This window comes from Larkinella bovis, from assembly GCF_042655385.1.
Lineage (GTDB): Bacteria > Bacteroidota > Bacteroidia > Cytophagales > Spirosomataceae > Larkinella > Larkinella bovis.
Window position 1 is genome coordinate 84,386 of record NZ_JBHSMA010000008.1, and the last position, 23,068, is coordinate 107,453.

Consider the following 23,068-nt stretch of genomic DNA (forward strand, 5'->3'; position numbering starts at 1 on the left):
GAACGTTATTTTTTACCTTGTAAATGATTGACAACCGCATCGGTCAGGTCTTTCCCGGCCGAAGGCGAAAACGGAGAAACGGTTACTTCATACCCACCGTGCGGTATTTCGGCTTCCGTCAACAAGTACCCCAGCCAGCCGTTCGTGTACCCGTAATAAAAAGTATACGGGTAGGGCGAACGATCTCTGACCTCGTTTGAGATTTCACAGAATAACTCCAGCGGAGCACTCCAGATGGCAATGTCATCATTGATGTGCAGAAACCGAACCGGCAACCGAACCAGGTTGACCCCGGCTTTCGTGGTGCGCGTATAGTCGCTCAGATACGGGAGCCAGCCCAGTCCTTCTTTCCGGGGTGTTTCGACGGTAATCCCGCCCGATTTGAGGGTCACCTGATCGGTGGTCGCTTTCAGATTTTTGTTAGCGGCAATGACTTTATCGCCCAGTAATACCTTGAACTGATGCAGCTTCCCGGCCTGCGGACTGGGGTAAACGCTGTAGATCGGCGCTAAATTTCCGGCGGCCCCGTTGATGAACAGCATCGGCGCCCCAACCTGTTGTTCGACGTATTCGGCAACCACCCCGGGCGCATCGCCACTGATCAGAAGATTTTCTCCCCCCATTACGGTGCCGTGAATGGGGTAGTTTCCGAGCAGGGCCAACGGGCTACCATCAGCCTTTTCCAGCCGGATTAACCCAATCCGGCGATCAACGGCTCCGTCGGGGTCCATGCCTAAAAAGGCTTTGCCGTCAACGCCTTTACCCCGGCGGTTGATATTGGCATTGGATAATCCCCAGCCGACGCCCAGCCGCGCCGGGGCCAGCTTATTCCGCGCTTCCCGGACGGCCTCAATCAGTTTTCGCTCCACTACTTCGGTATAATCGGAGTCGAATTTATGGCGGTACCGCTCGCCCATAAACAGCTCGGGCAAACCGGGTGGGCCCACTTCCGGCGCCGAATGCGTATGGGTCAGCGTCCACCAGAAATTGACCGGAGCAATCCCCAGTTCTTTCGAAAGCCGGGCCGCCACTTTATCGTATTCGGTGGGTGACATCACGCAGATATCGGAGGAAACCATCACAAACTGCGTTTTGCCGTCGTCCATCACTACAATGCGGTGATAAATTTTGTCGTAAACGCCCGTAGAACGGCGGGCTCCGTAGCCGAGCAGCATCTGGTGTCCTTCCGGCGTAATATCGACTTTGACGACAGCCGCCCGAAAACCGCCCGCTTTCGTATCAAAAGCCGGACTGATGGTGGGCAGTAGCAGTGAAACCGCGATCAGGAGAAACAATTTCCGAATCGGAACCCTGTTGAGTAGAGGTTGAAAAAAGAGCATGGGTTTAGGGTTGTTTTTGTACTCAGTGTACAGTTTACGGTTTTTCCGTTTATGGTTTACAGTAGCTACTGCGTGTACAGACATGCTGACGAAGGAATAAGAATGCGTCAGCGACTGAAAACCGTAAACTAAAAACCGTATACCATAAACTGTAAACCTATTTCGCCTGCCGGATGTAGGCCAGCAAATCGGCCATCTGCTGCGGATTGATCTGTTTTTCCAGACCGGCCGTCATCGCCGACATATTCATGGCTTTCAGCGATTCGATATCCTGCCGGGCAATGGTGGTTTCGATTCCGCCCTGGTTGCGTACGGTCAGCGCCGTTGGGGTTTCGGTCGGAATGAGCCCCTGTACGGTTTCGCCGTTTTTCAGGGTGATGGTCCAGAGGTCGTAGCCGTCGGCAATGGACAGGTTCGGGTCCAGAATATCACCCAGGATCGACGCCGGCCGACGGTTTCGGATGGTGGCCAGATCCGGCCCGAACGAGACGCCACCGGAACCGCCGATCTGGTGACAAAGGGCGCAATTCTGCTGAAAAACCAACATCCCCTTTTCCGCATCAGCCTTCATTTCCAGCGCGGCTTGGTACTGTTTGATTACCTCATCGCGTTGCCGGTCCTTTTTGGTCAGCAGCACCCGCGCCCGGTCACGCAGGGCTTTGTCGCCACTGGCCATTAACCCCACACTTCGGGGCCAGCCGATGCTGCTCTGGTCGATAATGCCTTTTTCAACGGCATCCAGCAACAGCCTGGTACGCGTTGGTCGTACCTTTTCCGAACCGGCAAAGAAGGTGGCGATGGCTGGCTCCCGGATATCCGGCGTCATGACCGGCCACTGTTGCAGGACGTACTCGCTCACGGTTTCGTCGTCGATGGAACTCATCGCCTGTAAAGCCGCCACCTGCACCGAAAGCGGTTCGTTCGGCGTCACCAGCTTTTTTAGCAGCGGTTTTTGGGACGCCGGATCACGAAGCGCCAGAAAGCTAATGGCTTCCGCCCGTTGCTCCACCGATTTTTCAGGATTGGTCGCCGTTTGCGCGGCCCGTTGCAGAGCCGCCGTTGCCGGGGCGGTTTCGGGCAAGCCGATCACCCGCAATACGTGCAGACAGGCCGTCCGAACCGAAGCCGACGGGTGATCGAAAAAGGTTTGCATCAGCAACGCCTGTTCCGTCTGAAAATTCGACGCCAGCGATTCGTCCCGTCGTTTCAAACCCTGCCCAATGCCTTTAATCAGGGACGCTTGCCAGGTCTCCCGACCCGCCGGAACCGGAGCCACGGCTTTTTGCAATAAGGTATGGATGGTCGTCGGAGGCTGGCTCGCTCCGGCCATCGCACTGAGTCGTTCGACCAGCGAACCGTAGGCCGGTACGTCGGATTTAAACCGGGCCAAAACCGCCTTGAGCAATTCGCCATTCTGGGACGAAGGGGCCGACAAAGCCGCCAGCTGTACCCATTGATCGTTGATATCGGCAAACAGCAACTGCTGCCGAACCGCGGCCGCTGCGGGCGTTTCGACAAAGCCCAGGGTACACAACAGTTGAAACCGTACTTTCGGGTCACCGTCGGACTGCATGGCCAGCAGGGTCGGAATCAGTGCCGGGGCGGTTTTCAAATGGAGTTCGGCCAATTTGATGGCATTGGTCCGCACCCCCGGAACCGGATCTTTCAGGGCCCCGGCAATCAGCTCGGGGCGCAGTTTATCCAGCCCTTCGAGGGTCCAGAGCGCATGGAGACGCCCAAGCGGCAAAGCCGGGTTCTGGGCCATTTTCTCCAGCGCGGCCACGTCCTGCGGAGTCGCCCGGTCGAGCAAAAGCCGTTGGGCGTGCCGACGCCACCAGATGTTCTTATTTCCCAATTTCTCGATCAGGTCGGCATTGGTTGCTTTGCCCAGCAGGTCTTTATTCCAGCTGGCGGGTTGGGTTCCTTTCGGTGTGATACGGTAAATCCGGCCCTGCTCCGTACCGTTGTACAAGGCCCCGGACTTCACCACATCGTCGGCCATCCATTCGGGGTGTTCAACAATCTGACGGTAATAATCAATGATATACAGCGCCCCGTCCGGCCCAATGTACATATTCACCGGCCGAAACCACGCATCCGTCGACGCCAGGAACTCCTTATGCGCCTGTACCCGGCTGGCCTTAAAACTGGCACCCTGGTCGGTAATCTTGTCAAAATGAATCAGGTTGCTGACGGGTTCGGCCACAAACGTCACACTGTCGTATTTGGCCGGAAAGGCTCCACCCAAATAGTGGGTAAGGCCGCAGGCCGAGGTGATCACGCCCACATCGGTGAGCAGCTGATGTTCCGGATTTTTGGTAATCGGAAATACCTCAGCCGCATTGCCGTGGTCCGAAATCGACTGGGTTACGTTCGACACCAGCAAATTCGGGTTTCGTTGCAGGTAGGGCGTCGTCAGCACTTCGTGGTAGGCATGGTTGGCGTTGCTGACCAGCAGCCGGTTTCCCCAGGCATCGAACGAATGACCAAACTGCGTATTGCCGGCCACCGGCTCCAGTTCGTAGCGATCGGGCCGGAACCGGATGCTGCGTCCACTGGCATTGTCGGGAAGCCGGACCCCATCTGGTTTTTTCGGGTACAGGATGTCGCTGCCCCGGTCGCCAAATTCGTCCTTGTACACCTGGGCCGTCACCGCCGATTCATGCGCCAGGTAAATCCAGTTATCCAGCCCCAGTAGCGGACTGTTGACGTTATGCTGCGGATTCGAGAGCGCAAAACCGGTCAGGATTTTTTCGCGCACATCGGCTTTGCCATCGCCATCGGTGTCTTCCAGGTACAGGACATCCGGCGCGTCGGTCACCAGAATCCCTTTTTTCCAGCGCATGACGCCGGTGGGCAACACCAGGTTGTCGGCAAAAACCGTACTTTGGTCCATCCGGCCGTCGCCGTCGGTATCGGTGAGCAGCTTTATTTTTCCGGAACCGCTTTTATCGAGCGGGTAGCCGTGCATTTCCACCACGTAAAACCGTCCATCTTCGTCGATTTCCATCGCCACCGGATCGGCCACCAGCGGTTCACTGGCCACCAGTTCGATCTGAAAACCGGGTTCGAGTTCGAACGTCTTCAGGGCTTCTTCCGGTGAAATACCCGAACTGGCGGATTTCTTCTGACAAGCCAGGCTCCCGACCACCAGGGCCGTGATCAAACCGTAATAACGCCACTGTTTTTTTCTTCGGTCACGCACGCGCATCAATAATTCGGGTTTTGGGTCAGTTTTGTATTCTGGTTCATCGCCGATTGCGGGATGGGCAGCAGGTAATTTTTGTTGGCAAAAAACGTCCGTGAACCGTCTGGTGCCGGAATAACCGTATAGGTCCACTTGCCACCCACCTGCTCAATTTTCATGGCGTGGAGCGTTCCGTTCAGGTTCTTTTCCGCCAGTTTCAGGCGAATCAAGTCGTACCAGCGTTTCTCTTCAAAAGCCAGCTCAACCCGGCGTTCGCGCTGAATCGCCACCCGCATTTCGGTCTGCGTCAATCCGGCTTTCAACGCGGGCAGTTCCGAGCGCGCCCGAACCTTGTTGACAGCCTCGTATACCGATGCATCCGGCCCCACGGCTTCGTTCTGAGCTTCGGCATAACTGAGCAATACTTCCGCAAACCGGAATATAATAAAACTGGCGCTACTTAACTGATGATTACCGTTAATTGCGTATTTCGGATCGAGTCCTTTCCGCAAATAATAGCCCGTATTCGTTGCCTCGTTGGTATTACTCAAATCCGTTGCATTCCGACTACCGACGCCCTGTTTCATAATCATTTCGGCCCCTACCCAGGTCGATCCATCGTACACAATCGACTGGTAAAACCGTTTTTCGCGGTTCACGTACGGTTTCTGCGGATCATAGCCCGAAGCCGGGTCGGAGATCGGCAAACCGTTCGCCATCGCGTATTCGTCCACCAGTTCCTGCGTCGGGTCAACGCCCCCCCAGGCACGTTGCACCCCGCCCACGATCCAGGGGCCCTGCAAGCCTTCGCGGCCGCCCCCCAGGGCCGTCCCGCCCAGGTACTGCTTGGCAAAGATCACCTCCGCGTTGTTGTTATTGCCCTCGTAAAACATCGTTTCGTAATCCGGGAATAAACTGTGCGAACCCAGATCCATGACTTTTTTATTGGTAGCGGCCGCCAGCGCCCAGCGGGCTTTGTCGTTGGCCGTATTTTTCAGCGGACTCGCCCAGAACAATTCACACCAGCCTTTCAAGGTCAGAGCCGAGGCTTTGGAAGCCCGGCCCGCTTCGGCTTTCAGCGGCAGATCATCCACAATAGCAGCACACTCATCCACAATGAACTTGTAGGTTTCCTCGTCCGTGTTCCGCGCCCGGAAAATTTCATCCCCCTGCTTGTTCTGGTCCAGGGTGTTAGTGATGATGGGTACCCCTCCGTGGGCCGTCCATAGCAAGTGGTAATAATACGCCCGCAGAAACCGGGCCTCGGCCAGCTTGCCTTTCTTCCAGGTATCGGGCAGGCTCGACTCCGTTACTTTCTCGATGAATAAATTGGCCCGGCGGATGTTGGCGTACTGCCCCCAATAGCTGGGTCCGTTGCTGGGCGTATACACCGAGTTGGCGTACAACGTCCGGCTGGTGGAGCCGTTGACCCCATTCATGGCGTTGTCCGTATAGTTTTCCCACGGATCGTAATTATTGAAAGGACCGGGCAAACCCGAGTAAACGTTGTTCAAAAACAGATCGGCGGTACCCGGATCTGTCCAGACGATACCATCGGCAACCTGATCGCGGGGCATGACTTCCAGAAAGTTGTTACAGGAAACGACTCCCAGGGTCGCCAGCAACAAAACGACCTTGCTGCCGGAAATACGTATTTTATGCAGATTCATAAGGAGGAGGTCGGTTAGGATTAAAGCGTAAGATTCAGGCCAACGGAAATTACTTTTTGCTGCGGATAATTGCGCCCGTTTACTTCACTCACTTCCGGGTCGAAATTGCGCATTTTCGTCCAGGTCAGGACATTCTGGCCGGACACAAACACCCGCGCATTTTGTAGTTTAATCCGCTGGGTAATGGCCGGGGGAATCGAGTAAGCCAGCGTCGCACTTTTCAACCGCAAATAACTGGCATTTCCCATCCAGAACGACGATTTCTGGGTGTTGTTGGTGGTCGGAGCCGCCGTAATCCGGGGGTTGAGGGCATTGGTATTTTCCGGGGTCCAGTAATCCAGGTTATCTTCCAGGGCTCCCATGCCGTTGAAAAACGCCCAGGCCGCATCGTTCTGGTAGTAAAAATTGGTTTTGGCCGCGCCCTGAAACAGCAGATCCACCGTAAATCCTTTGTATTGCACATTCGGCGCAATCCCGTAGATAATGCGGGGGGTCGCGACCGGATCACCGATCCGCGTAAGATCATCGTCGTTGATCCGGCCATCTTTGTTGATGTCTTCGTAGCGAATGTCGCCCGGCTGCACCTTGCCCCACGGCTGCACCGCAATGCCCGGTTTCAGGTTACCGGCCTCGTCAAAATCAGACACCTGAAAAAAGCCCAGCGAGTGAAAGCCAAACTGCGTTCCGAGCGGTTTGCCGGTCAGCCGGCGGTTGAGGTTGTTGTACGTGGCCGCGGCTTCGAACACCTGCAACAGTTGGTTTTTGGCGTACGTAAAATTACCATTGAGCGACACCCGCAGGTCGTTACTGAAGCGATACGTCGACCCGATCGACAGGTCTACCCCCTGATTCTGCATGATTCCGGCATTCACCTGACTCAGGCCAATCCCGTATTCGGCGGGCACAATCACATCCGGGTTGACCAGCATGTTCGACCGTTTCTCGTAAAAATAATCGGCTTCCAGACTGATCAGGCCCTTCCACAGGGTAGCCTCGAGGCCGATGTCGGTTTTCTTGGCCCGCTCCCACGTAATGTTCGGGTTGGGCTGGTTGCGTTCCCGAATGGCCTGCACCGCACTGCCCCCGATGACATACGCCGGACCGGCCACGCTGTAGGTACTCATGTACTGGAAAGCACTGCCCGCCAGCGCACCCACTTCGCCGTATGACCCCCGGAGTTTGAGGTTGTCGATCCAGCGAACGTTGTTCTTGATAAAGCTTTCTTCCGACAACCGCCAGCCCAGCGAGAATGCCGGAAAAAAACCAAAGCGGTTTTCCGGGGCGAAGTAGTAGCTGCCGTCGTAGCGACCACTGGCTTCAATCAGGTATTTATCGGCATAATCGTACGTAACGCGGTAGACGAGCCCCATCTGCCGGCCGTAGCTTGAGGTCCCGGTGGTGGTCATGTCCGCATTGCTCGAACTGCCCATGTCCAGTTCGTCGATGGTCAGGTTGTAGTTCCGGCGCGAAGCACCCAGCACGAGGGCGTTGTTGGCTTTGGCTTCAAAAACGCCCAGCGCCCCCACCGTGCTCTTGCCAAACGAACGCGTATAGTTCAGGCTGGCCTGGTAGGTCAACTGGTGCGACTGGTTGTAATTCTGACTCAATGACGATTTATCCTGCCCAAAAATACCGTTGGTAAACACGTACGGTTTTTGCGCCGTGTTGACGCTTGCCATCCGAACCGGTGTGGTCCAGATTTTATCCATGACCATGGTCGGATCGTACGCAATGGTTCCCTTCGCCATCAAGCCCGGAATGAACGGTATTTCCTGTTCGATGGACAGTTGCGAATACAAAGCCGTGGTGTTGGTTTTCTGATAACCGCTGTCGTAAATACTGCCGGTAACGTACGTACCGTTCATCCCGTTGCTGAAATAAAGCGGCCCGGTTTGCGGGTGGGCGTAGCCAATCAGCTCGAAAATACGCGACGTTCCGATCGACGGATACTGGGCCTGCTGAAGCCGCCCATTGAGGTTAAAAGAAATCTTGGTGGTTTTGGTTGCCTGCGCATCCAGGTTCATGGCCAGGTTATACCGTTGGTTTTTGGTTGAGGGCCACATACCCGCCTGATTCTGATACCCCAGGCTGGCGTAATACTTGATGCGCTCCGCTCCGCCCGACAGTTCGAGGTTGTGGGTGGTAATCACTGCATTCCGGTTGACCAGGGCTTCCGTGTAATTATCGGTCGGATACGCGTCATTGTCCGAGCCATCTTTGAATTTCTGGAGAGCCTCGTCCGAATACGGCAGCGGCAGACCCGCATACTGCGCAGCCGCGTTTTTCAATACCGCAAAATCGTACCCGTGCAGGTATTTGGGCATGGCGGTCGGATTCTGAAACCCGACATACCCGTTATAGGTCAGCGAAGGCATTCCGGTTTTGCCGCGTTTGGTGGTAACCAGCACGACGCCATTGGCTCCGGCCACTCCGTATGGTGCCACCGCAGCCGCATCTTTCAGAATGGTAAAGGTGTCGATGGTGTTGGGGTCGAGCTGCTGAAAATTACGCGGAATCCCGTCGACAATCAGCAGTGGCTGGTTATTGCCCGTCGATGAAACGCCCCGGATAAAAATATTCGAGCCATCGCGCCCCGGTTCGCCCGACCCTTGTTTGACGATGACGCCCGGCAGCCGCCCACCCAGGCTATTGCTCAGGTTCGTAACCGGCACCGACGCCACTTCCTCGCCTTTCATGGCCGAAACGGCCGCCGTAACCGATGTTTTCTTCTGCACCCCGTAGCCCACTACCACCACCTCGCTCAGCGCCTTCACATCCGGTTTCAGCTTTATATTGACTTCCGTTCGTCCTCCGACCAGTACTTCCTGCGGCTCGTAGCCCACGAAACTGAACACCAGCACTGCGTCCGGTCCGGGGATCACCAGCCGGTACTTCCCTTCCGCATCGGTCGTCGTGCCCCGCTGCGAACCTTTCACCACAATACTCACACCGGGCAGGCCGTCGCTTTTGTCGCCGTCGGTCACCCGGCCCTGCACCGTCACCTCATTGACCGGTAGCTTCTCCGCCAAACCGGCGTTCGTTCCCGCCAAAGTCAGATTTTCGGCGGAACGGTTTTCGGCCGGGCGGGCGACAACGGTTTCCGGAAATCGGTCAACTCCGCTCTCCGCCCTCCGCTGCGTTGCTTTTCCGGTAATTACGTACCCGCCATTCCGGTTTTTCTTGTACCCCAACCCAAACGGTTTCAGGACCGCTTCCAGATTGGTTTCCAGCCGCTCCTCCCACCGAACCGCATCCGGCGAAACCGCGTAGCCTTCCACAATCCGGTCAAAAAACAGAATATCTACTTTATAATGATTTTTCAGTTCCCGCAGCGTTTCTTTCAACTGACGGTTTTCGGGTCGGGTGGTGTGCGGCTGTCGGGCCAGGGTTTGGGCTTTGGCGAGCATTTGGGCCCAACCGGGCTGAATCAGTCCTACCAGCAGGACCAGCAGCATGGGTATTCGTTTTTTCATGGTTTAGGAAAAAAGGGGTTAATTAGCAGGATTGGAAATAATAATGTGAGCACCGGTTCGCTGATAGGTCAGTTCCGACCCTTCCATGAGCGATTCCAGCAATTCTTCGGCATTTTGGGCCGTATAAGAACCCGAAACCGTCCACTGCGCCAGTTGGGGATCGGCTATTTCCAGTTCAAGGCCGTAATTTTCCTTGAATAAATGGACGATTTCGCCGAGTGTTGTTTCTTCAAATACAAAGCGGTTTTCGCGCCAGGCCGATGCATTTTCGGGTTGGCTGACTTTCCGGAGTTGCACCGGGCCATTCTGCCGGTCGAGCGTCACCAGATCTCCCGGTTTCATCATCAGCTCCCGGGGGGCTTCACCGTCCTGGTAGCGGAGCCGGACTTTCCCTTTGTTCAGCACCACCTTGCCGCCCCGTTCGCGGTTATACACCGTAAATTCGGTACCCAGTACGACGACCTCAAAATTCCGGGCGGTTTTGACCACAAACCGCTGATCGTCGGTGGTATGGGTGACTGAAAACGTAGCCTCGCCCGTCAGCTCAACATCGCGGGTTTGCCAGCCAAAGCCAAACCGGGGCACCTTGAGCGTTGAGTTCGCATTCAGGACTACTTCGCTCCCATCGGCCAGCGTCAACTGGCGGGTTTCTCCGAACGCCGTGGTATGGGTTTCGTTCAAGAGCGGATCCCGAAACAACCAGCCACCCGCCAGCACCAATGCCACCGAAGCAGCCGCAATCCAGCGGGGCCACAACGACCGCGGCAAAACCGGCTCGTTTTCAGCAACCGGAGCGTTGCCGTCCGGGGCCTGCTGCATCCGGCGCTGGTGCCGTTTCATCGCCGTTTGGATGTCGGCAACATACTGCGGATTCTGGCTTTCCCAGAGTTCCAGCCAGACAAAAAACTGTTCCCGATTAGCCGCATCTCTCGCCCATTCGTCAATCAATTGCTTCTGAAAAGCCGTCGTCCGACCCGAGAAGTAATTGAAAATCAACTCTTTTGTTACTTGTGTTTTCATGTTGCAGGTGCGTTTCAAAATGGCCGGTTTTGCCACCCAAAACACCTTTCAGGAAGTGTTGTGATTTTATTGCGTATACTGGCAGAAGCTGATCAGCAGAATCAGCCATTTGTCTTTCAGGAAGCGTCGAACGTGGTGAATGGCCCGGTACATATGAACTTCAACGGTGCGCAGCGACAGGTTGAGTTCGGTCGCAATTTCGTTGTACTTCCGGCCTTCAAAGCGGTGCATGACATACACGGTCCGCTGTTTCACCGGCATCGCGTCGATGGCCTTCTCCACGTCGTGATACAGTTCTTCGTACTGGGTCACAGAGTCGGGTTGCTGCTCGGTTGGAAACGAAACCCGTTCGGCCTGTTCCAGCGAGGTGCTGCGTTTCATTTCGGCCCGCACGTAATCGAAAGCCCGGTTTCGGACGGCGGTAAAGAGAAAGGCCCGGTAGGAGGTTGTGATGGTGCGGTAAATCTGTCCGGCGTGAAATTCGTAGAAAATATCTGAAACGATGTCTTCCGCAATTTCTTTGGACGACACAAACCGGACGACGTGGCTGCAGAGCGGCTGGTAATAATGCTGAAACAAGAGGGCGATACCGGCGTCCGAATCCTGCTCAAACGCCTTTTGGATCAATCGTTCGGCATCCAGCACCGCCGTTGGTCGTTGTAAATGACCCGGCAAAGGTTCCCCAAACGGAAACGGATTTCCCTCGTTATGACTCGATTCGGGCACTAAACGTCTTACCTCTCCCATTTAGGTTAAATCGTGAAAATGTGGTTAGAAGGGCAAAATCACTGGTCACTACAGAGAGACGGTTTTGCGCAGAAAAAACACTTACTGACTTTTTCGATTTATTTGGCAGTTTTGCAAAAAATTTGGAGAAACCGCCTGATTTTTCAAAATACACGCCAATAATTTTTCAGGCTATCGCCTAACCGCTTAATTTTTGATTCCTATGCAATCCGGCTCTTCCAGCGTCCCCGTTCAATCGGCTGATTTCGATTCGTCCTCCCGGAACCGATCGTCCTTTCCCTTCAAAGTCGGTCTGTTCGGGATCGGGCTGGACACGTACTGGGCGCAGTTCGACGGGCTGGAAAACCGCCTGAAAGGTTATCTACAGCGTGTGGAAGACCGGTTTAGCCGTCCGGGCGTCGAGGTCGTCAACCTTGGCCTGGTCGATTCACCGGAAAAAGCGCTGGTGGCGGGTCACCAGTTTCGTCAGGCCGACATCGACCTGCTGTTTATTTACGTGACGACTTACGCCTTGTCGGCGACGGTTTTGCCGGTGGTGCAACGGGCGAAAGTGCCGGTCATCATTCTGAATCTGTCGCCCGCACCGGCCATCGACTACGCGTGGTTCAATCAGTTGAATGATCGCACAAAAATGACCGGCGAATGGCTGGCCTACTGTTCGGCCTGTCCCGTTCCCGAAATTGCGAACGTGTTCCGGCGGGCCAGCATCCCGTTTCAGCAGGTAACCGGTATGCTCGAAAACGATCCCGAAGGCTGGCAGGACATCGACGACTGGATCGAAGCGGGGCGGGTGGCGCAGGTCATGGCGCACAACTGCCTGGGGTTGATGGGCAATTATTACAGCGGGATGCTCGATATTTACTCCGATCTGACGCTGCAAACTGCCACGTTTGGCGGGCACATGAAAATCGTGGAGGTCGATGAACTCTCGGCCCTGCGCGAAACCGTTACGGCGGAACAGATTCAGGAACGCACCCGGCTTTTTGGCGAAACCTTCGACGTGCAGGATGATTGTCTGCCGGAAGAACTCGACCGGGCCGCCCGCACCTCCGTGGCCCTGGACCAACTGGTGGCCCTACACGGTCTGGGTTCGCTGGCGTATTACCACAAAGGCAGCGGCAACCCGGCCAACGAAGACACGATGAGTTCGGTCATTCTGGGCAACTCGCTGCTGACGGCGCGCGGCATTCCGGTGGCCGGTGAGTATGAAGTCAAAAACGCACAGGCCATGAAAATCATGGACAGCTTTGGTGTAGGCGGCTCGTTCACGGAATATTACGCCATGGATTTTACCGACGATGTGGTGCTGATGGGCCACGACGGCCCGGGCCATATCCGCATTGCCGAAGGCAAAACCAAAGTACGGCCGCTGTATGTCTACCACGGTAAAGTCGGCCGGGGTCTTTCGGTGGAAATGTCGGTCAAAAACGGTCCGGTGACGCTGCTGTCGGTGGTCGAAAACGGCAACGGAAAAATCAGTCTGCTGGTGGCCGAGGGCGAGTCCGTCCCCGGCCCCATTCTGCAAATTGGCAACACCAACAGCCGTTACCGGTTTTCGCCGGGAGCCCGGCAGTTTGTCCAGACCTGGAACAGCCACGGCCCGGCCCACCATTGCGCCGTCGGCGTCGGCCACATCGCTACCAAACTGGCGAAACTGGGGGCCCTGCTGAACATCGACGTGATTCGGGTTTGCTGATTCTGCTGATCAGGATTTAAAATCCCGATCCCAACTGCCACGGATTTCAATTCCGCAACAGTGAAAGGCAGGATTTAAAATCCTGACCATCAGGTAAATCCATTTTAAGTTTCTTTTCTTTAACCGTAGCAATCCGTTGGTGGCATGTCGAACTCGTTGGTGGCATTTCTGAGTCAGTTCCGCCCCATCCCAGCCGATGATCGGGTTTTGCTCGAGACGGTTTTTGAAAACCGGACGTATCAGGAAGGTGATTACCTGTTCCGAACGGGGCATATCTGTCAGGAAATTTTCTTCATCTGCAACGGTGTGCTGCGGATTGTGGTCACGAACGAAAAAGGCAACGAAGAGACCCATTACTTTCTGAAGGAACAGCAATTCTGCACTATTCTGAACAGTTTTAAAAACCGGATCGTGGCCCAGGAAAGCATCCAGGCAGCCTGTGATACCGAGGTGCTGGCGATCAGTCGAATGAAACTCGGGGAACTCTACGACCAGATTCCGTATCTGCAAGGGTTGATCGATCAGATTATCCAGCAGGGGCTGATCGACAAAATCAACCTCCGGAATGCCTACCTGGGTCAGGACTCCACGACGCGGTATCGACTGTTTTTGAGGCACCAACCGGAGATTGCCCAGCGTATTCCACTGAGTGATGTAGCATCGTACCTCGGCATTACGCCCCAGTCCCTGAGCCGGATTCGAAAAAATAGGCGGTGACACGCTTTTTACCATTTGGTAAGTGCGGGCTGACCGCTGACGCTGAATTTTGCTGCCTCTAATCACAACGGATATGATACAGCAAACAGAACAAAAGCGCACAGCCGGTTTTTTAACGGACAAAAAAGTAGTCATTCTGGGCGGTAGTTCCGGGATTGGACTGGCAACCGCCCAAGCAGCCGCTGCCGAAGGAGCCCAGGTAATCCTGGTTTCCAAAAATCCGGCCCGAATCGATGCGGCTTTGCGGGAATTGCCCGCAGGCAACACCGGTTTGGCCGTCGATCTGACCGACGAAGCCGCGACCCGAGCGCTATTTTCGCAATTGGGGTCATTCGATCACCTGGTGTATACCGCCGGTGAAAGCCTTCAACTGAATCGCATTGCCGAAACGGTGGTTGACGACGCGCGCGCCTTTTTCAATCTGCGCTACTGGGGGGCGTTTACCACTGTCAAATACGCGGCTCCCCACCTCAATCCCGGCGGCTCCATCGTGCTGACTGGCGGAATTGCCAGCCCCAGACCGGGTGTGGGCTGGTCGCTGGGGGCCAGCATCTGTGCCGCCATGGAAGGCTTTACGCGGGCGATGGCCGTCGAACTCGCCCCGATCCGCGTCAACCTGGTAGCGCCCGGTGTCGTCCGCACCAACCTCTGGTCGAACCTGGCCGAAACGGAACGGGAAGCTCTGTACGCGCAGGTCGGAAATAATTTGCTGGTCAAACGTGTTGGCGAAGCCGACGACCTTGCCCAGACCTATGTCTACCTGATGCGCCAGTCGTTCGGAACGGGTCAGGTGCTGGTAGTCGATGGCGGAGCGGTGCTGGTGTAACCATCATCCAGGAAACAAAAACCCGGTCCCTCGTGGCCGGTTTTTTGTTTTGGTAGCCAAAACCGCCTTCTTGTGTTCGAAACAGATGTCAGTATGGTACAAAAATTTGTTTTCGTTGATACCTTGCCGTACCGGCAAGGCTATATACCGTTCAAAAATAAGTGCTGGTGTTCCAGCTTTGGGCAGGTATCAATTATTTTAGAGATGATTTCGAACGGTTCATGTAACTTTCCCGATTCATGAAACAATTCCACCAAAAGAGAAAATATCACCAGCAATAAACCCGACCCAGGCTACAATTTTGCGTTATCAATCAATATTCAGGAAAATGAAAGCAATCATACTAAGCGGTTTTGGCGGGGTCGAACACCTGGTTCCGCAGGAAATTCCCACCCCGATCCTCAACGATGATGAAGTCCTGATTCAGGTTAAGGCGATCAGCATCAACCCGGTGGATGTAAAAACCCGCTCGGGCAAAGGTCTATCAGGGCTGTTAAAAGAACAAAATCCGCTCATTCTGGGCTGGGATGTGTCCGGCATTGTAACCAACGTGGGACTAGGTGTCACCGGTTTTCAGGTCGGCGATGCGGTTTTCGGGATGATTAATTTTCCCGGCCACGGCCAGGCCTACGCCGAATACGTGGCCGCTCCCGCGTCGCAACTCGCGCATAAACCCGCTAACCTGTCGCACGAAGAAGCCGCAGCCGCGACGCTGGCGGCTCTGACGGCCTGGCAGGGTCTGGTGGATCACGCGAAGTTGCAACCCGGGCAACGGCTGCTGGTACACGCGGCCGCGGGGGGCGTCGGGCACTATGTCGTGCAGATTGCCAAACACCTGGGCGCTTACGTCATCGGCACCGCATCGGCGGCCAACAAGGATTTCGTGCTGAGCCTGGGCGCAGACGAACACATTGATTACAAAGCCCAACGGTTCGAAGAAGCGGTTTCGGCGGTGGATGTCGTTTACGACACACTGGGTGGCGACACGATCGATCGGTCGCTGGAAGTCCTCAAACCAGGCGGAACGATTCTGAGTATTCCGAGCGGTTTGAACGAGCAGGTCACTGAAAAAGCAGCCGCCCGGGGTGTCAACGGGATTCGCTACCGGGTACAATCCGACGGCGAAGACATGAAAGCACTCGCGGCTCTGCTGGAAAAAGGCATGCTGAAATCCCGCGTGTTCAAAACCTACTCGTTCGATCAGATGGCCGAAGCCCATCTACAGCTCGAAACCGGCAAAACCGCCGGGAAGGTCGTTGTCAGGGTGTAACACCCGCTGTTCGCCGTTTCAGGTAAATTTTTATCGGGCTAACGAACTGTGTTTGGAACCATTAGCATTCAGACACTGACCAGATCACGAGTAATGACGCTCTTGATGCTGATCGGGATTTGCAATCCCGATCCAATCTGCCACGAATTTGCAATTCGCTCTGGAGGGCGTGTCAATTCTACTCCGTGGCTGCCAGTTGCGGATTGTAAATCCGTGGCAGTCGGAATCAGGATTTCAAATCCTGACTAGCTGTGCTTGGCCCCCTTACTCTACTTCCAGTGCCGGAGCTTTCCAGTCTTTAAATTCCTTCTCATACTCGGCTTCCGTTAGTAAGGTCATCTGGTAGGGCTGCGGAAAACGTTTGCTCCGGGCATTTTTGTGAACATAACTGCCACTATAGTAGACGAAGTCTGAGGCCTTGTAGTGGTTTAGGGCCGAATTTTGGGCGGGCCGGCCATGAATCCAGATTGCGAATTTCTGCGGATCTTTTAAGGACTCAAAATATTCCGGCGAAGGGGATTTCCTGGGAGGACGGGTGGGCATGGGCACAAAGGGCCACGCGCGAGTAGCTTTCTCCCGCTGCAACTTCGTCATCTTCCTGAATAGCTGATCGGCCAGTTCCCGGTCTTTATGGTTCAAGTCGTATTGCGCAATTCGGGCGACTTTTCCGGCCTGGCGAGGAAAGCCGGCTTCTTTTACAATTCGCTCATATTCATCCAGTTCTTCCTTGGTAACTCCCCGGCCCCCTGCCGCTTTTCTGGCCCCGTCAGGCAGCTGATGCGGAGCGGGTGTGGCCGGTTGCTGAGCCAGCGTTTGTTCCATAAACAGAAAACCGACCGCGATTAGAAACGGTGCCAGGGCTATTTTCTTTACCCGGATGAAAGCAGGGTTGGCAGATTGTGTCATCATGATCATTCTTTTTTTGGTGCTCCGAAAACTGAAATGACTGGTCAGCGTGTTTTTGCGGTTTTGGCAAAGCTTTTCCAACAGGAGATATTGATACTGTTTGACATTCCTGTCTTGGCGGATCACGGCCTCGTCGGCCAGAAATTCATGGTTTAACCGGATGGCCATCCGGTACAGAAACAGGATGGGATTCACCCAGCCAATCGCCAGGATCAGCTCCATGAACAGAATATCCAGCGAGTGTTTCTGACGAAGGTGCGCCGTTTCATGCGTTAAAAGCGCTGCTTCAACCTGTTGATTCCGGAACTCATCTTCGTTCACAAAAATTGTATTAAAAAAAGAATGGATCGGTATATCATCCGGGATGAGAACCAGCCGGGTTCCTTTCCACCGGACCACCGGATGCCGGACAGCCTTTTTTACCAGAACGGCTACGTTTATTCCGAAACGAATCAGCAATCCAGCCGTGATCAAGGCATATAGCCCATACAAGAGGGCTGGAAAAAAGACCGGTTTAGCTGTCAGTGTCGCTCCCGGAGACGTGAAGGCTTGCCATTGGGTTTGTGGCACCGGGGCCGCCGGACCTGGTTGAGTAGGTGATGAAACGGCAGAAGAAGCCCAAAACGGAGGACTGATCAAGGCGTTGACTTCAAGCGTCACCAGGGGGACCGTTGCCGAAAAGACCACACAGAATAGGAGGTAAAACCGGTTGAAGTGGTGCATTTTTTCCCGCTCCAGAAAAAGCCGATACACCAGCAGGAGTATGGCCGAGCAGAGAACCGTTTTCAGCAGATACGTCATCATTTTTTCTTCTTTTTACTAATCTCCCGGTCAATCACTTTCCGCAGTTCCTCCAGTTCGTCAGCGGTTAAATTGGTATTGCTCGTGAAAAAGGAAGCAAATTGCATGGCGGAGTTATTGAAGAAGTTCTTAATCATTCCATTGACGTGGCTGGCAAAATAATCGGCCTTACGGATAAGCGCGTAGTATTGGCGGGAGTTGCCGTGCAACTCATACCCAACAACGCCTTTTTCCTGCATACGCTTTAGAAGCGTCGCCACGGTCGTTAAAGCCGGTTTAGGGTCTGGAAAACAGTCAACCAGATCTTTAAAATAGATTTTTTCCTGCTGCCAGATGTATTCCATCAGTTGTTCTTCGGTTTTTGATAACTTCATATTTCTATAGTTGTCGAATCAATTCTACAAATGTAGAATAACGGTAAAGAAAAGCAAGTTGTTGGCTCGATTTTTTAACCAGGCTAAGAAAAACCGGACGTTGATTGATTGCTGAAGTCGTTGTCCTCCCGGCTGACCGTGCTCAACTTTTCCGTCATTAATTCTGTTGTCGATACATTAATTAGTTTATTCGCCAGAAACCACCTCATTAACCCTATAAGCATGGAATTAGGAATCAGTAGTTTTGGAGAAGTACAACCCGACAATCTACCGGGAAAAGCCGTCAACGCCCACCAGCGGATGCAGCAATTGCTGGCCGAAATCAAACTGGCCGACGACGTCGGACTGGATGTCTTTGCGCTCGGCGAGCACCACCGGCCGGATTTTATGATTTCCGCCCCCGAGGTGATTCTGGCGGCTGCCGCCACGCAAACCAAAAATATCCGGTTATCGAGCTCGGTCACGGTCTTGAGTTCGGCCGATCCGGTGCGGGTGTTCCAGAACTTTGCCTCGCTGGACCTGATTTCCAACGGCCGGGCCGAGATTATGGCCGGACGCGGGTCGTTTATCGAGTCGTTTCCGCTGTTTGGCTACGACCTGAAAGATTACGACGAGTTGTTTACCGAAAAGCTGGACCTGCTGCTCGCCATCAATAAAAACGAGCTTGTCAACTGGCAGGGCAACTTCCGGCCGGCCATCCAGAATCTGGGTGTTTATCCCCGCCCCTACCAAGAGTCGATTCCCGTCTGGCTGGCCGTGGGCGGCACACCGGCTTCGGCAGTTCGGGCCGGAACGATGAACCTGCCCATGACCCTGGCGATTCTGGGCGGAACACCCGACCGGTTTGTGCCGTTTGTCAATCTGTTCCGGCAGTCGGCCAAAAAAGCCGGACACGACGTTTCCCAACTGCCGCTGGGGATCAACTCGCACTTTTACCTGGCCGATGATTCGCAACAGGCTGCCAATGAACTATTTCCGCCCTACGAGGTGATGATGAACCGAATCGGGCGTGAGCGGGGCTGGTCACCACTCGGGCGCGAGCAGTTCGAATACATGCGGCAGTACGGTCCGCTGATGGTGGGCAGTCCGCAGCAGGTTATCGACAAGATTCTGAAATTCCACGAACTGTTCAAAAACACCCGCTACCTGGCCCAGGTCATTGGAGGAGCCGAGCTGCCGCATCCTAAAATTCTGCATTCCATCGAGTTGTTCGGCACCGTGGTGGCTCCGGCCGTTCGGAAGGCGCTGCAATCAGCACAGCCCGCAGGTCATTAACCAAAATCGCCGATCTTCTTGAACCGGGGCCGGGAAGCCGCGAAAACCGCTCCCTGTCTCGGTTTTCAGTCATAGCTCATGCCTGGCAGTTCCCGTCTCCATCGGTACGATTTCAACGGTCAATCATTGCGCCACGGGCAGTAATGCGTAATTTAAGGGCCTCAAAAGAAACCCTTGCATGAAAACCGCTTCGCTTTCCCGCCGTGGATTTTTAAACCGCTCCGGCGTTCTGCTGACGGGATTGACCCTGAACCTGAACGCGGTGTCAGGCGCTCAGGCTGAACCCATCATCGACATCCACCAGCATACGGATTACATGGGCCGCACCCACGATCAGCTCATCGCCCACCAGCGGGCCATGGGCGTAACCACCACCCTGCTGCTCCCGGCCGGAACACCCGCGTTCGGTCTTTCCACGCACAAAGGCGAATCGAACGGCCTCCAGGCAAAATGCAGCGGCAACGACACGTGCTACAACCTGGCGAAACAATACCCGAAAGAGTTTCTTTTTGCGGCCAATGAAGTGCCGGATTTGCCGGACGCGACGCAGGAAATTGAAAAATACCTGAAGCTCGGTGCGCTGGTTATCGGCGAGTCGAAATTCGGCGTCCAGTGCGATTCCCCGGAGATGCAGCGCATTTACGAACTGGCTCAGAGCTACAACGTTCCGGTCTTGATGCACTGGCAGCATGGCATGTACAACTACGATTTCGCCCGGTTTCACACCATGCTGGAAAAATATCCCAAAGTCAATTTTATCGGACACGCCCAGACCTGGTGGGCCAACATTGATAAAAATCACCACGACCAGACGGTTTTGTACCCCAAAACCAAGGTGACGCCCGGCGGACTAACCGACCGTCTGCTGAGCGATTACCCCAACCTGTACGCCGATATGTCGGCGGGTTCGGGGCTGAATGCGCTGCAACGTGATGAAGAGCACGCCCGCGGTTTTCTGGAACGGCATCAGAACAAAATCCTGTTTGGCAGCGATTGCCTGGATGCCTTCGGCCACGGGCCCCAATGCCAGGGTTCGCAGACGATAGCCGCTATTCGCAAACTGGCGCCCTCCAAAACCATCGAACGTAAGATTTTTTACGAAAACGCGAAAACCTTATTCCGCTTATAAGCATCTTTCCTGATCCGTTTCGGAAAACCGGACGGAGCCGTTTCCCTACTCCCTTCCAACCATGACTCAACTCATTCCCAATCGCTGGGTGATTATCGTTTTTTTGTCCGCCCTCTGCTGTTTTTCCTGCACGAAAAAGCGGTACGCCGATGCGCTTTCTCCGGACGAAGCCCTCCAGCATTTTCAACTTCGTGACGGTTTTGGCATCGAAACGTTTGCCGCCGAACCGTTGATTGCCGATCCCGTAGACCTGGTTTTTGATGAACAGGGAACCGCCTATGTGATCGAAATGGGCGATTATCCGGGCAAACCGGAAGCGGGAAACGGGAAAGGTAAAATTCGGATGCTGGCCGACACCAACCAGGATGGCCGGATCGACCGGTCGGTGGTTTTTGCCGACTCCATTCCCGATGCCACCAGTCTGCTGCCCTGGGAAGGTGGTTTGATCGTGGCGGCAGCGCCCGATATTCTGTTTCTGAAAGACACCACCGGCGACTTCCGGGCCGATATGCGGGAAGTGCTCTTTACCGGTTTTTTTGCGAACAATTCCGAAGCTCAGATTACCTGCCTCCGTTACGGCATCGACAACTGGATTTACGCCAACAACAACGGCCAGGAGGGCCAGATCCGGTTTTTACGCAAACCGGATGCACCCGCGCTGACCGTCAACGGCGGAGATTTCCGGTTTCGGCTCGATCGCGGTTTGTTCGAAGTGGAATCGGGTACCGGCCAGTTTGGACTGGCCCTCGACGACTGGGGCCACCGGTTTTTCACCCAGAACACCATCCACATTCAGCAGGCGCCCATTGCCGGGCGGTATCTGCGCCGAAACCCCGATCTGATTGCGCCAAAAGCGTCTGTCAATATCTCGGATCATGACCTGGAAATGTTCCAGCAAACGCCCCCTCCCTACTGGCGCCGGGAACGTACCGACCGTCGGCAGAAGCAGTACGACGAAGCCGGACTCGGCCGGAAAGAATACGCCGAAGATCATTTTACGGGGGCGTCGGGTGGCACGTATTACGACGGCGATGCGTTTCCACCCGGTTTTTACGGATCGATTTTCACGGGGGATGTAGCCGGCAACCTCGTCCACCGCGATGTGCTTACGCCCGCGAACGACAGCCCGGTTTGGGTGGCCAAACGCGCCGAAGGCGAAACCGACCGGGAGTTTCTGGCCTCGACCGATCCCTGGTTTCGGCCCGCCAACCTGGTAACCGGGCCGGACGGTTTTCTGTACGTGGTCGATATGTACCGCCAGCACATCGAAACCCCGGTCTCCATCCCGGACGATCTGAAAGCGGACATGGATTTTCTGAACGGAAATGACAAAGGCCGCATTTACCGGATTTTCCCGAAAAACGCTCCCAAACGCCCCGCAACCATGCCCAACTTGCGGCAACAATCGCCGGCGGAATGGGTCAAGCTGCTGGCCCACCCGAACCGCTGGTTTCGGCTACACGCCCAACGCCTGCTGCTGGAACGTAACGACCGGTCGGTGGTTCCAGTCCTAAAAACGATGGTCGCCCAACACACTGACCCCCGCGCCCGGCTGCACGCCCTTTATACACTGGAAGGCCTGGTTGCGCTGGATAAACAACTGGTTCAAAAAGCATTACAGGACCCGCAACCCGGTGTCCGTGACCATGGTTTATTACTGGCCGAGCGTTACCCTGAATTGTTCCCCCAGATCCTGAACCTGACCGGGGATGCATCGCTGCCGGTTGCGCTTCAGGCGTGTCTGAGCGCGGGTCAGGTGAACAGCCCCGCCGTGGTTTCGGCCCTGGCGAAGGCGCTCGCCAGACACCCCGAAGATGCCTGGTTCCGAACCGCCGTGCTGAGTTCACTGGCCGGGTCGTCGCCGGCTCTGCTAACCACCCTGGCGAACCAGAAAACGTTTTTCAGCGATACCACCGCCGGCAAACAGGCCTTTCTCACCGGTTTTTCGCGGGTGATCGGCCATCGAAAAAATCCGAACGAACTGTCCTGGCTGGTCGATTTCCTGAACCAGCCGAATCCCCGAAAGGAAAGCTGGCAACTGGCCGGTTTAACCGGGCTGGCCGAAGGTCTTCAAAAATCCGACGAAAAAACCGATCCCGGCACCCACTTCCCGCAGGCGCTCCAGCAACTGGAAGCGTCCACCTCCTCGGCGGAGGTAAGAAAAGCCATTGCCGCCCTGCGGGAAGCCCTGGCAAAACCGGTTTCCATTTGACCTATTCCGTTATGAAACAAACCCAATCCCGCCGGTTTTTCCTGCAACATTGTGCTTCGACGAGCCTGTTATTGATCAGCGGAGGCTTCCTGCTGACCCACTGTGATTCCCCGAAAACCACCCGGACCGACCAGACGGAAAAACCGGCAGCCAACCCCTGTGAGGACTATTCCGGCGTCAGCGCCGAGGATATAAAGAAGCGAACCGAGTTGGGCTACGTAACCCAATCGCCCATCCCGGATAAATTATGCAGCAGTTGCAACCTGTGGCTTCCCCCGGCCCCGGGCAAGGAATGCGGAGGCTGTATGCTCTTCAAAGGACCGGTTTACGCCAGCGCACACTGCACCTACTGGGCTCCGCAGGTTAGTAGCTAAGCGTGAATAATCCCTCTCCTCCAAAACAGGAAGCGCGATTCACCCGTGGGC

General features: G+C 55.1%; 16 protein-coding genes. 8 read left to right on the top strand and 8 right to left on the bottom strand.

Going from position 1 to position 23,068, the window contains the following annotated elements:
- Window positions 1-5: 5 nt before the first annotated feature.
- The 6 genes from ACFPMF_RS20875 to ACFPMF_RS20900 form a co-directional block, all read right to left on the bottom strand.
- Complete coding sequence (locus ACFPMF_RS20875) at window positions 6-1,340, bottom strand: neutral/alkaline non-lysosomal ceramidase N-terminal domain-containing protein (protein ID WP_379848680.1); 1,335 nt, start codon at window positions 1,338-1,340, stop codon at window positions 6-8.
- Window positions 1,341-1,497: 157 nt separating this feature from the next.
- The gene (locus ACFPMF_RS20880; RefSeq protein ID WP_379848681.1) at window positions 1,498-4,545 is read right to left on the bottom strand and encodes a PVC-type heme-binding CxxCH protein; all 3,048 of its coding nucleotides are present in this window, start codon (window positions 4,543-4,545) and stop codon (window positions 1,498-1,500) included.
- 5 nt (window positions 4,546-4,550) lie between these two features.
- Window positions 4,551-6,197 carry a RagB/SusD family nutrient uptake outer membrane protein gene (locus ACFPMF_RS20885; protein ID WP_379848682.1) on the bottom strand — a complete coding sequence of 549 codons (1,647 nt, stop codon included), beginning with the start codon at window positions 6,195-6,197 and terminating at the stop codon, window positions 4,551-4,553.
- Window positions 6,198-6,217: 20 nt separating this feature from the next.
- Complete coding sequence (locus tag ACFPMF_RS20890; protein ID WP_379848683.1) at window positions 6,218-9,670, bottom strand: SusC/RagA family TonB-linked outer membrane protein; 3,453 nt, start codon at window positions 9,668-9,670, stop codon at window positions 6,218-6,220.
- Window positions 9,671-9,688: 18 nt separating this feature from the next.
- Window positions 9,689-10,690: a FecR family protein gene (locus tag ACFPMF_RS20895; protein WP_379848684.1), complete on the bottom strand. Its 1,002-nt coding sequence runs from the start codon at window positions 10,688-10,690 to the stop codon at window positions 9,689-9,691.
- Between the two features lie 66 nt (window positions 10,691-10,756).
- Complete coding sequence (locus ACFPMF_RS20900; RefSeq protein ID WP_379848685.1) at window positions 10,757-11,437, bottom strand: RNA polymerase sigma-70 factor; 681 nt, start codon at window positions 11,435-11,437, stop codon at window positions 10,757-10,759.
- 202 nt (window positions 11,438-11,639) lie between these two features.
- Here ACFPMF_RS20900 and ACFPMF_RS20905 point away from each other — a divergent pair, with 202 nt between their 5' ends.
- The 4 genes from ACFPMF_RS20905 to ACFPMF_RS20920 all read left to right on the top strand — a co-directional run bounded on the left by ACFPMF_RS20905 (window position 11,640) and on the right by ACFPMF_RS20920 (window position 15,946).
- On the top strand, window positions 11,640-13,133 hold the full coding sequence (locus tag ACFPMF_RS20905) for an arabinose isomerase (RefSeq protein WP_379848686.1): 1,494 nt from the start codon (window positions 11,640-11,642) through the stop codon (window positions 13,131-13,133).
- 144 nt (window positions 13,134-13,277) lie between these two features.
- On the top strand, window positions 13,278-13,850 hold the full coding sequence (locus ACFPMF_RS20910; RefSeq protein ID WP_379848687.1) for a Crp/Fnr family transcriptional regulator: 573 nt from the start codon (window positions 13,278-13,280) through the stop codon (window positions 13,848-13,850).
- Between the two features lie 73 nt (window positions 13,851-13,923).
- Window positions 13,924-14,676, top strand: a complete 753-nt coding sequence (locus ACFPMF_RS20915; RefSeq protein WP_379848688.1) for an SDR family oxidoreductase — start codon at window positions 13,924-13,926, stop codon at window positions 14,674-14,676.
- A gap of 328 nt (window positions 14,677-15,004) precedes the next feature.
- A complete protein-coding gene (locus ACFPMF_RS20920) occupies window positions 15,005-15,946 on the top strand; it encodes an NADP-dependent oxidoreductase (protein WP_379848689.1) in 942 nt (313 codons plus the stop codon).
- Window positions 15,947-16,210: 264 nt separating this feature from the next.
- On the opposite strand, the gene ACFPMF_RS20925 is transcribed toward ACFPMF_RS20920, so the two are convergent.
- Window positions 16,211-17,656, bottom strand: a complete 1,446-nt coding sequence (locus ACFPMF_RS20925) for a M56 family metallopeptidase (protein WP_379848690.1) — start codon at window positions 17,654-17,656, stop codon at window positions 16,211-16,213.
- On the bottom strand, window positions 17,653-18,027 hold the full coding sequence (locus tag ACFPMF_RS20930) for a BlaI/MecI/CopY family transcriptional regulator (protein ID WP_379848691.1): 375 nt from the start codon (window positions 18,025-18,027) through the stop codon (window positions 17,653-17,655). The genes ACFPMF_RS20925 and ACFPMF_RS20930 overlap by 4 nt, the downstream gene beginning before the upstream one ends.
- A gap of 222 nt (window positions 18,028-18,249) precedes the next feature.
- Here ACFPMF_RS20930 and ACFPMF_RS20935 point away from each other — a divergent pair, with 222 nt between their 5' ends.
- The 4 genes from ACFPMF_RS20935 to ACFPMF_RS20950 all read left to right on the top strand — a co-directional run bounded on the left by ACFPMF_RS20935 (window position 18,250) and on the right by ACFPMF_RS20950 (window position 23,017).
- Window positions 18,250-19,302 carry an Atu2307/SP_0267 family LLM class monooxygenase gene (locus ACFPMF_RS20935; protein WP_379848692.1) on the top strand — a complete coding sequence of 351 codons (1,053 nt, stop codon included), beginning with the start codon at window positions 18,250-18,252 and terminating at the stop codon, window positions 19,300-19,302.
- 178 nt (window positions 19,303-19,480) lie between these two features.
- Window positions 19,481-20,431 (top strand): amidohydrolase family protein, encoded by a 951-nt coding sequence (locus ACFPMF_RS20940; RefSeq protein ID WP_379848693.1) that lies wholly within the window; start codon window positions 19,481-19,483, stop codon window positions 20,429-20,431.
- A gap of 61 nt (window positions 20,432-20,492) precedes the next feature.
- Window positions 20,493-22,643, top strand: coding sequence for a PVC-type heme-binding CxxCH protein (locus tag ACFPMF_RS20945; protein ID WP_379848694.1), 2,151 nt, complete (start codon window positions 20,493-20,495; stop codon window positions 22,641-22,643).
- A gap of 11 nt (window positions 22,644-22,654) precedes the next feature.
- Entirely contained in the window at window positions 22,655-23,017 is a 363-nt protein-coding gene (locus ACFPMF_RS20950) for a high-potential iron-sulfur protein (protein ID WP_379848695.1), read from the top strand.
- Window positions 23,018-23,068 lie beyond the last annotated feature (51 nt).

Excerpts from the sequence above, each read along its gene's own strand:
- ACFPMF_RS20875 (WP_379848680.1), bottom strand. The coding sequence starts at position 1,340 with ATGCTCTTTTTTCAACCTCTACTCAACAGGGTTCCGATTCGGAAATTG.
- ACFPMF_RS20885 (WP_379848682.1), bottom strand. The coding sequence starts at position 6,197 with ATGAATCTGCATAAAATACGTATTTCCGGCAGCAAGGTCGTTTTGTTG.
- ACFPMF_RS20890 (WP_379848683.1), bottom strand. The coding sequence starts at position 9,670 with ATGAAAAAACGAATACCCATGCTGCTGGTCCTGCTGGTAGGACTGATT.
- ACFPMF_RS20895 (WP_379848684.1), bottom strand. The coding sequence starts at position 10,690 with ATGAAAACACAAGTAACAAAAGAGTTGATTTTCAATTACTTCTCGGGT.
- ACFPMF_RS20900 (WP_379848685.1), bottom strand. The coding sequence starts at position 11,437 with ATGGGAGAGGTAAGACGTTTAGTGCCCGAATCGAGTCATAACGAGGGA.
- ACFPMF_RS20905 (WP_379848686.1), top strand. The coding sequence starts at position 11,640 with ATGCAATCCGGCTCTTCCAGCGTCCCCGTTCAATCGGCTGATTTCGAT.
- ACFPMF_RS20910 (WP_379848687.1), top strand. The coding sequence starts at position 13,278 with ATGTCGAACTCGTTGGTGGCATTTCTGAGTCAGTTCCGCCCCATCCCA.
- ACFPMF_RS20915 (WP_379848688.1), top strand. The coding sequence starts at position 13,924 with ATGATACAGCAAACAGAACAAAAGCGCACAGCCGGTTTTTTAACGGAC.
- ACFPMF_RS20920 (WP_379848689.1), top strand. The coding sequence starts at position 15,005 with ATGAAAGCAATCATACTAAGCGGTTTTGGCGGGGTCGAACACCTGGTT.
- ACFPMF_RS20925 (WP_379848690.1), bottom strand. The coding sequence starts at position 17,656 with ATGATGACGTATCTGCTGAAAACGGTTCTCTGCTCGGCCATACTCCTG.
- ACFPMF_RS20930 (WP_379848691.1), bottom strand. The coding sequence starts at position 18,027 with ATGAAGTTATCAAAAACCGAAGAACAACTGATGGAATACATCTGGCAG.
- ACFPMF_RS20935 (WP_379848692.1), top strand. The coding sequence starts at position 18,250 with ATGGAATTAGGAATCAGTAGTTTTGGAGAAGTACAACCCGACAATCTA.
- ACFPMF_RS20940 (WP_379848693.1), top strand. The coding sequence starts at position 19,481 with ATGAAAACCGCTTCGCTTTCCCGCCGTGGATTTTTAAACCGCTCCGGC.
- ACFPMF_RS20945 (WP_379848694.1), top strand. The coding sequence starts at position 20,493 with ATGACTCAACTCATTCCCAATCGCTGGGTGATTATCGTTTTTTTGTCC.
- ACFPMF_RS20950 (WP_379848695.1), top strand. The coding sequence starts at position 22,655 with ATGAAACAAACCCAATCCCGCCGGTTTTTCCTGCAACATTGTGCTTCG.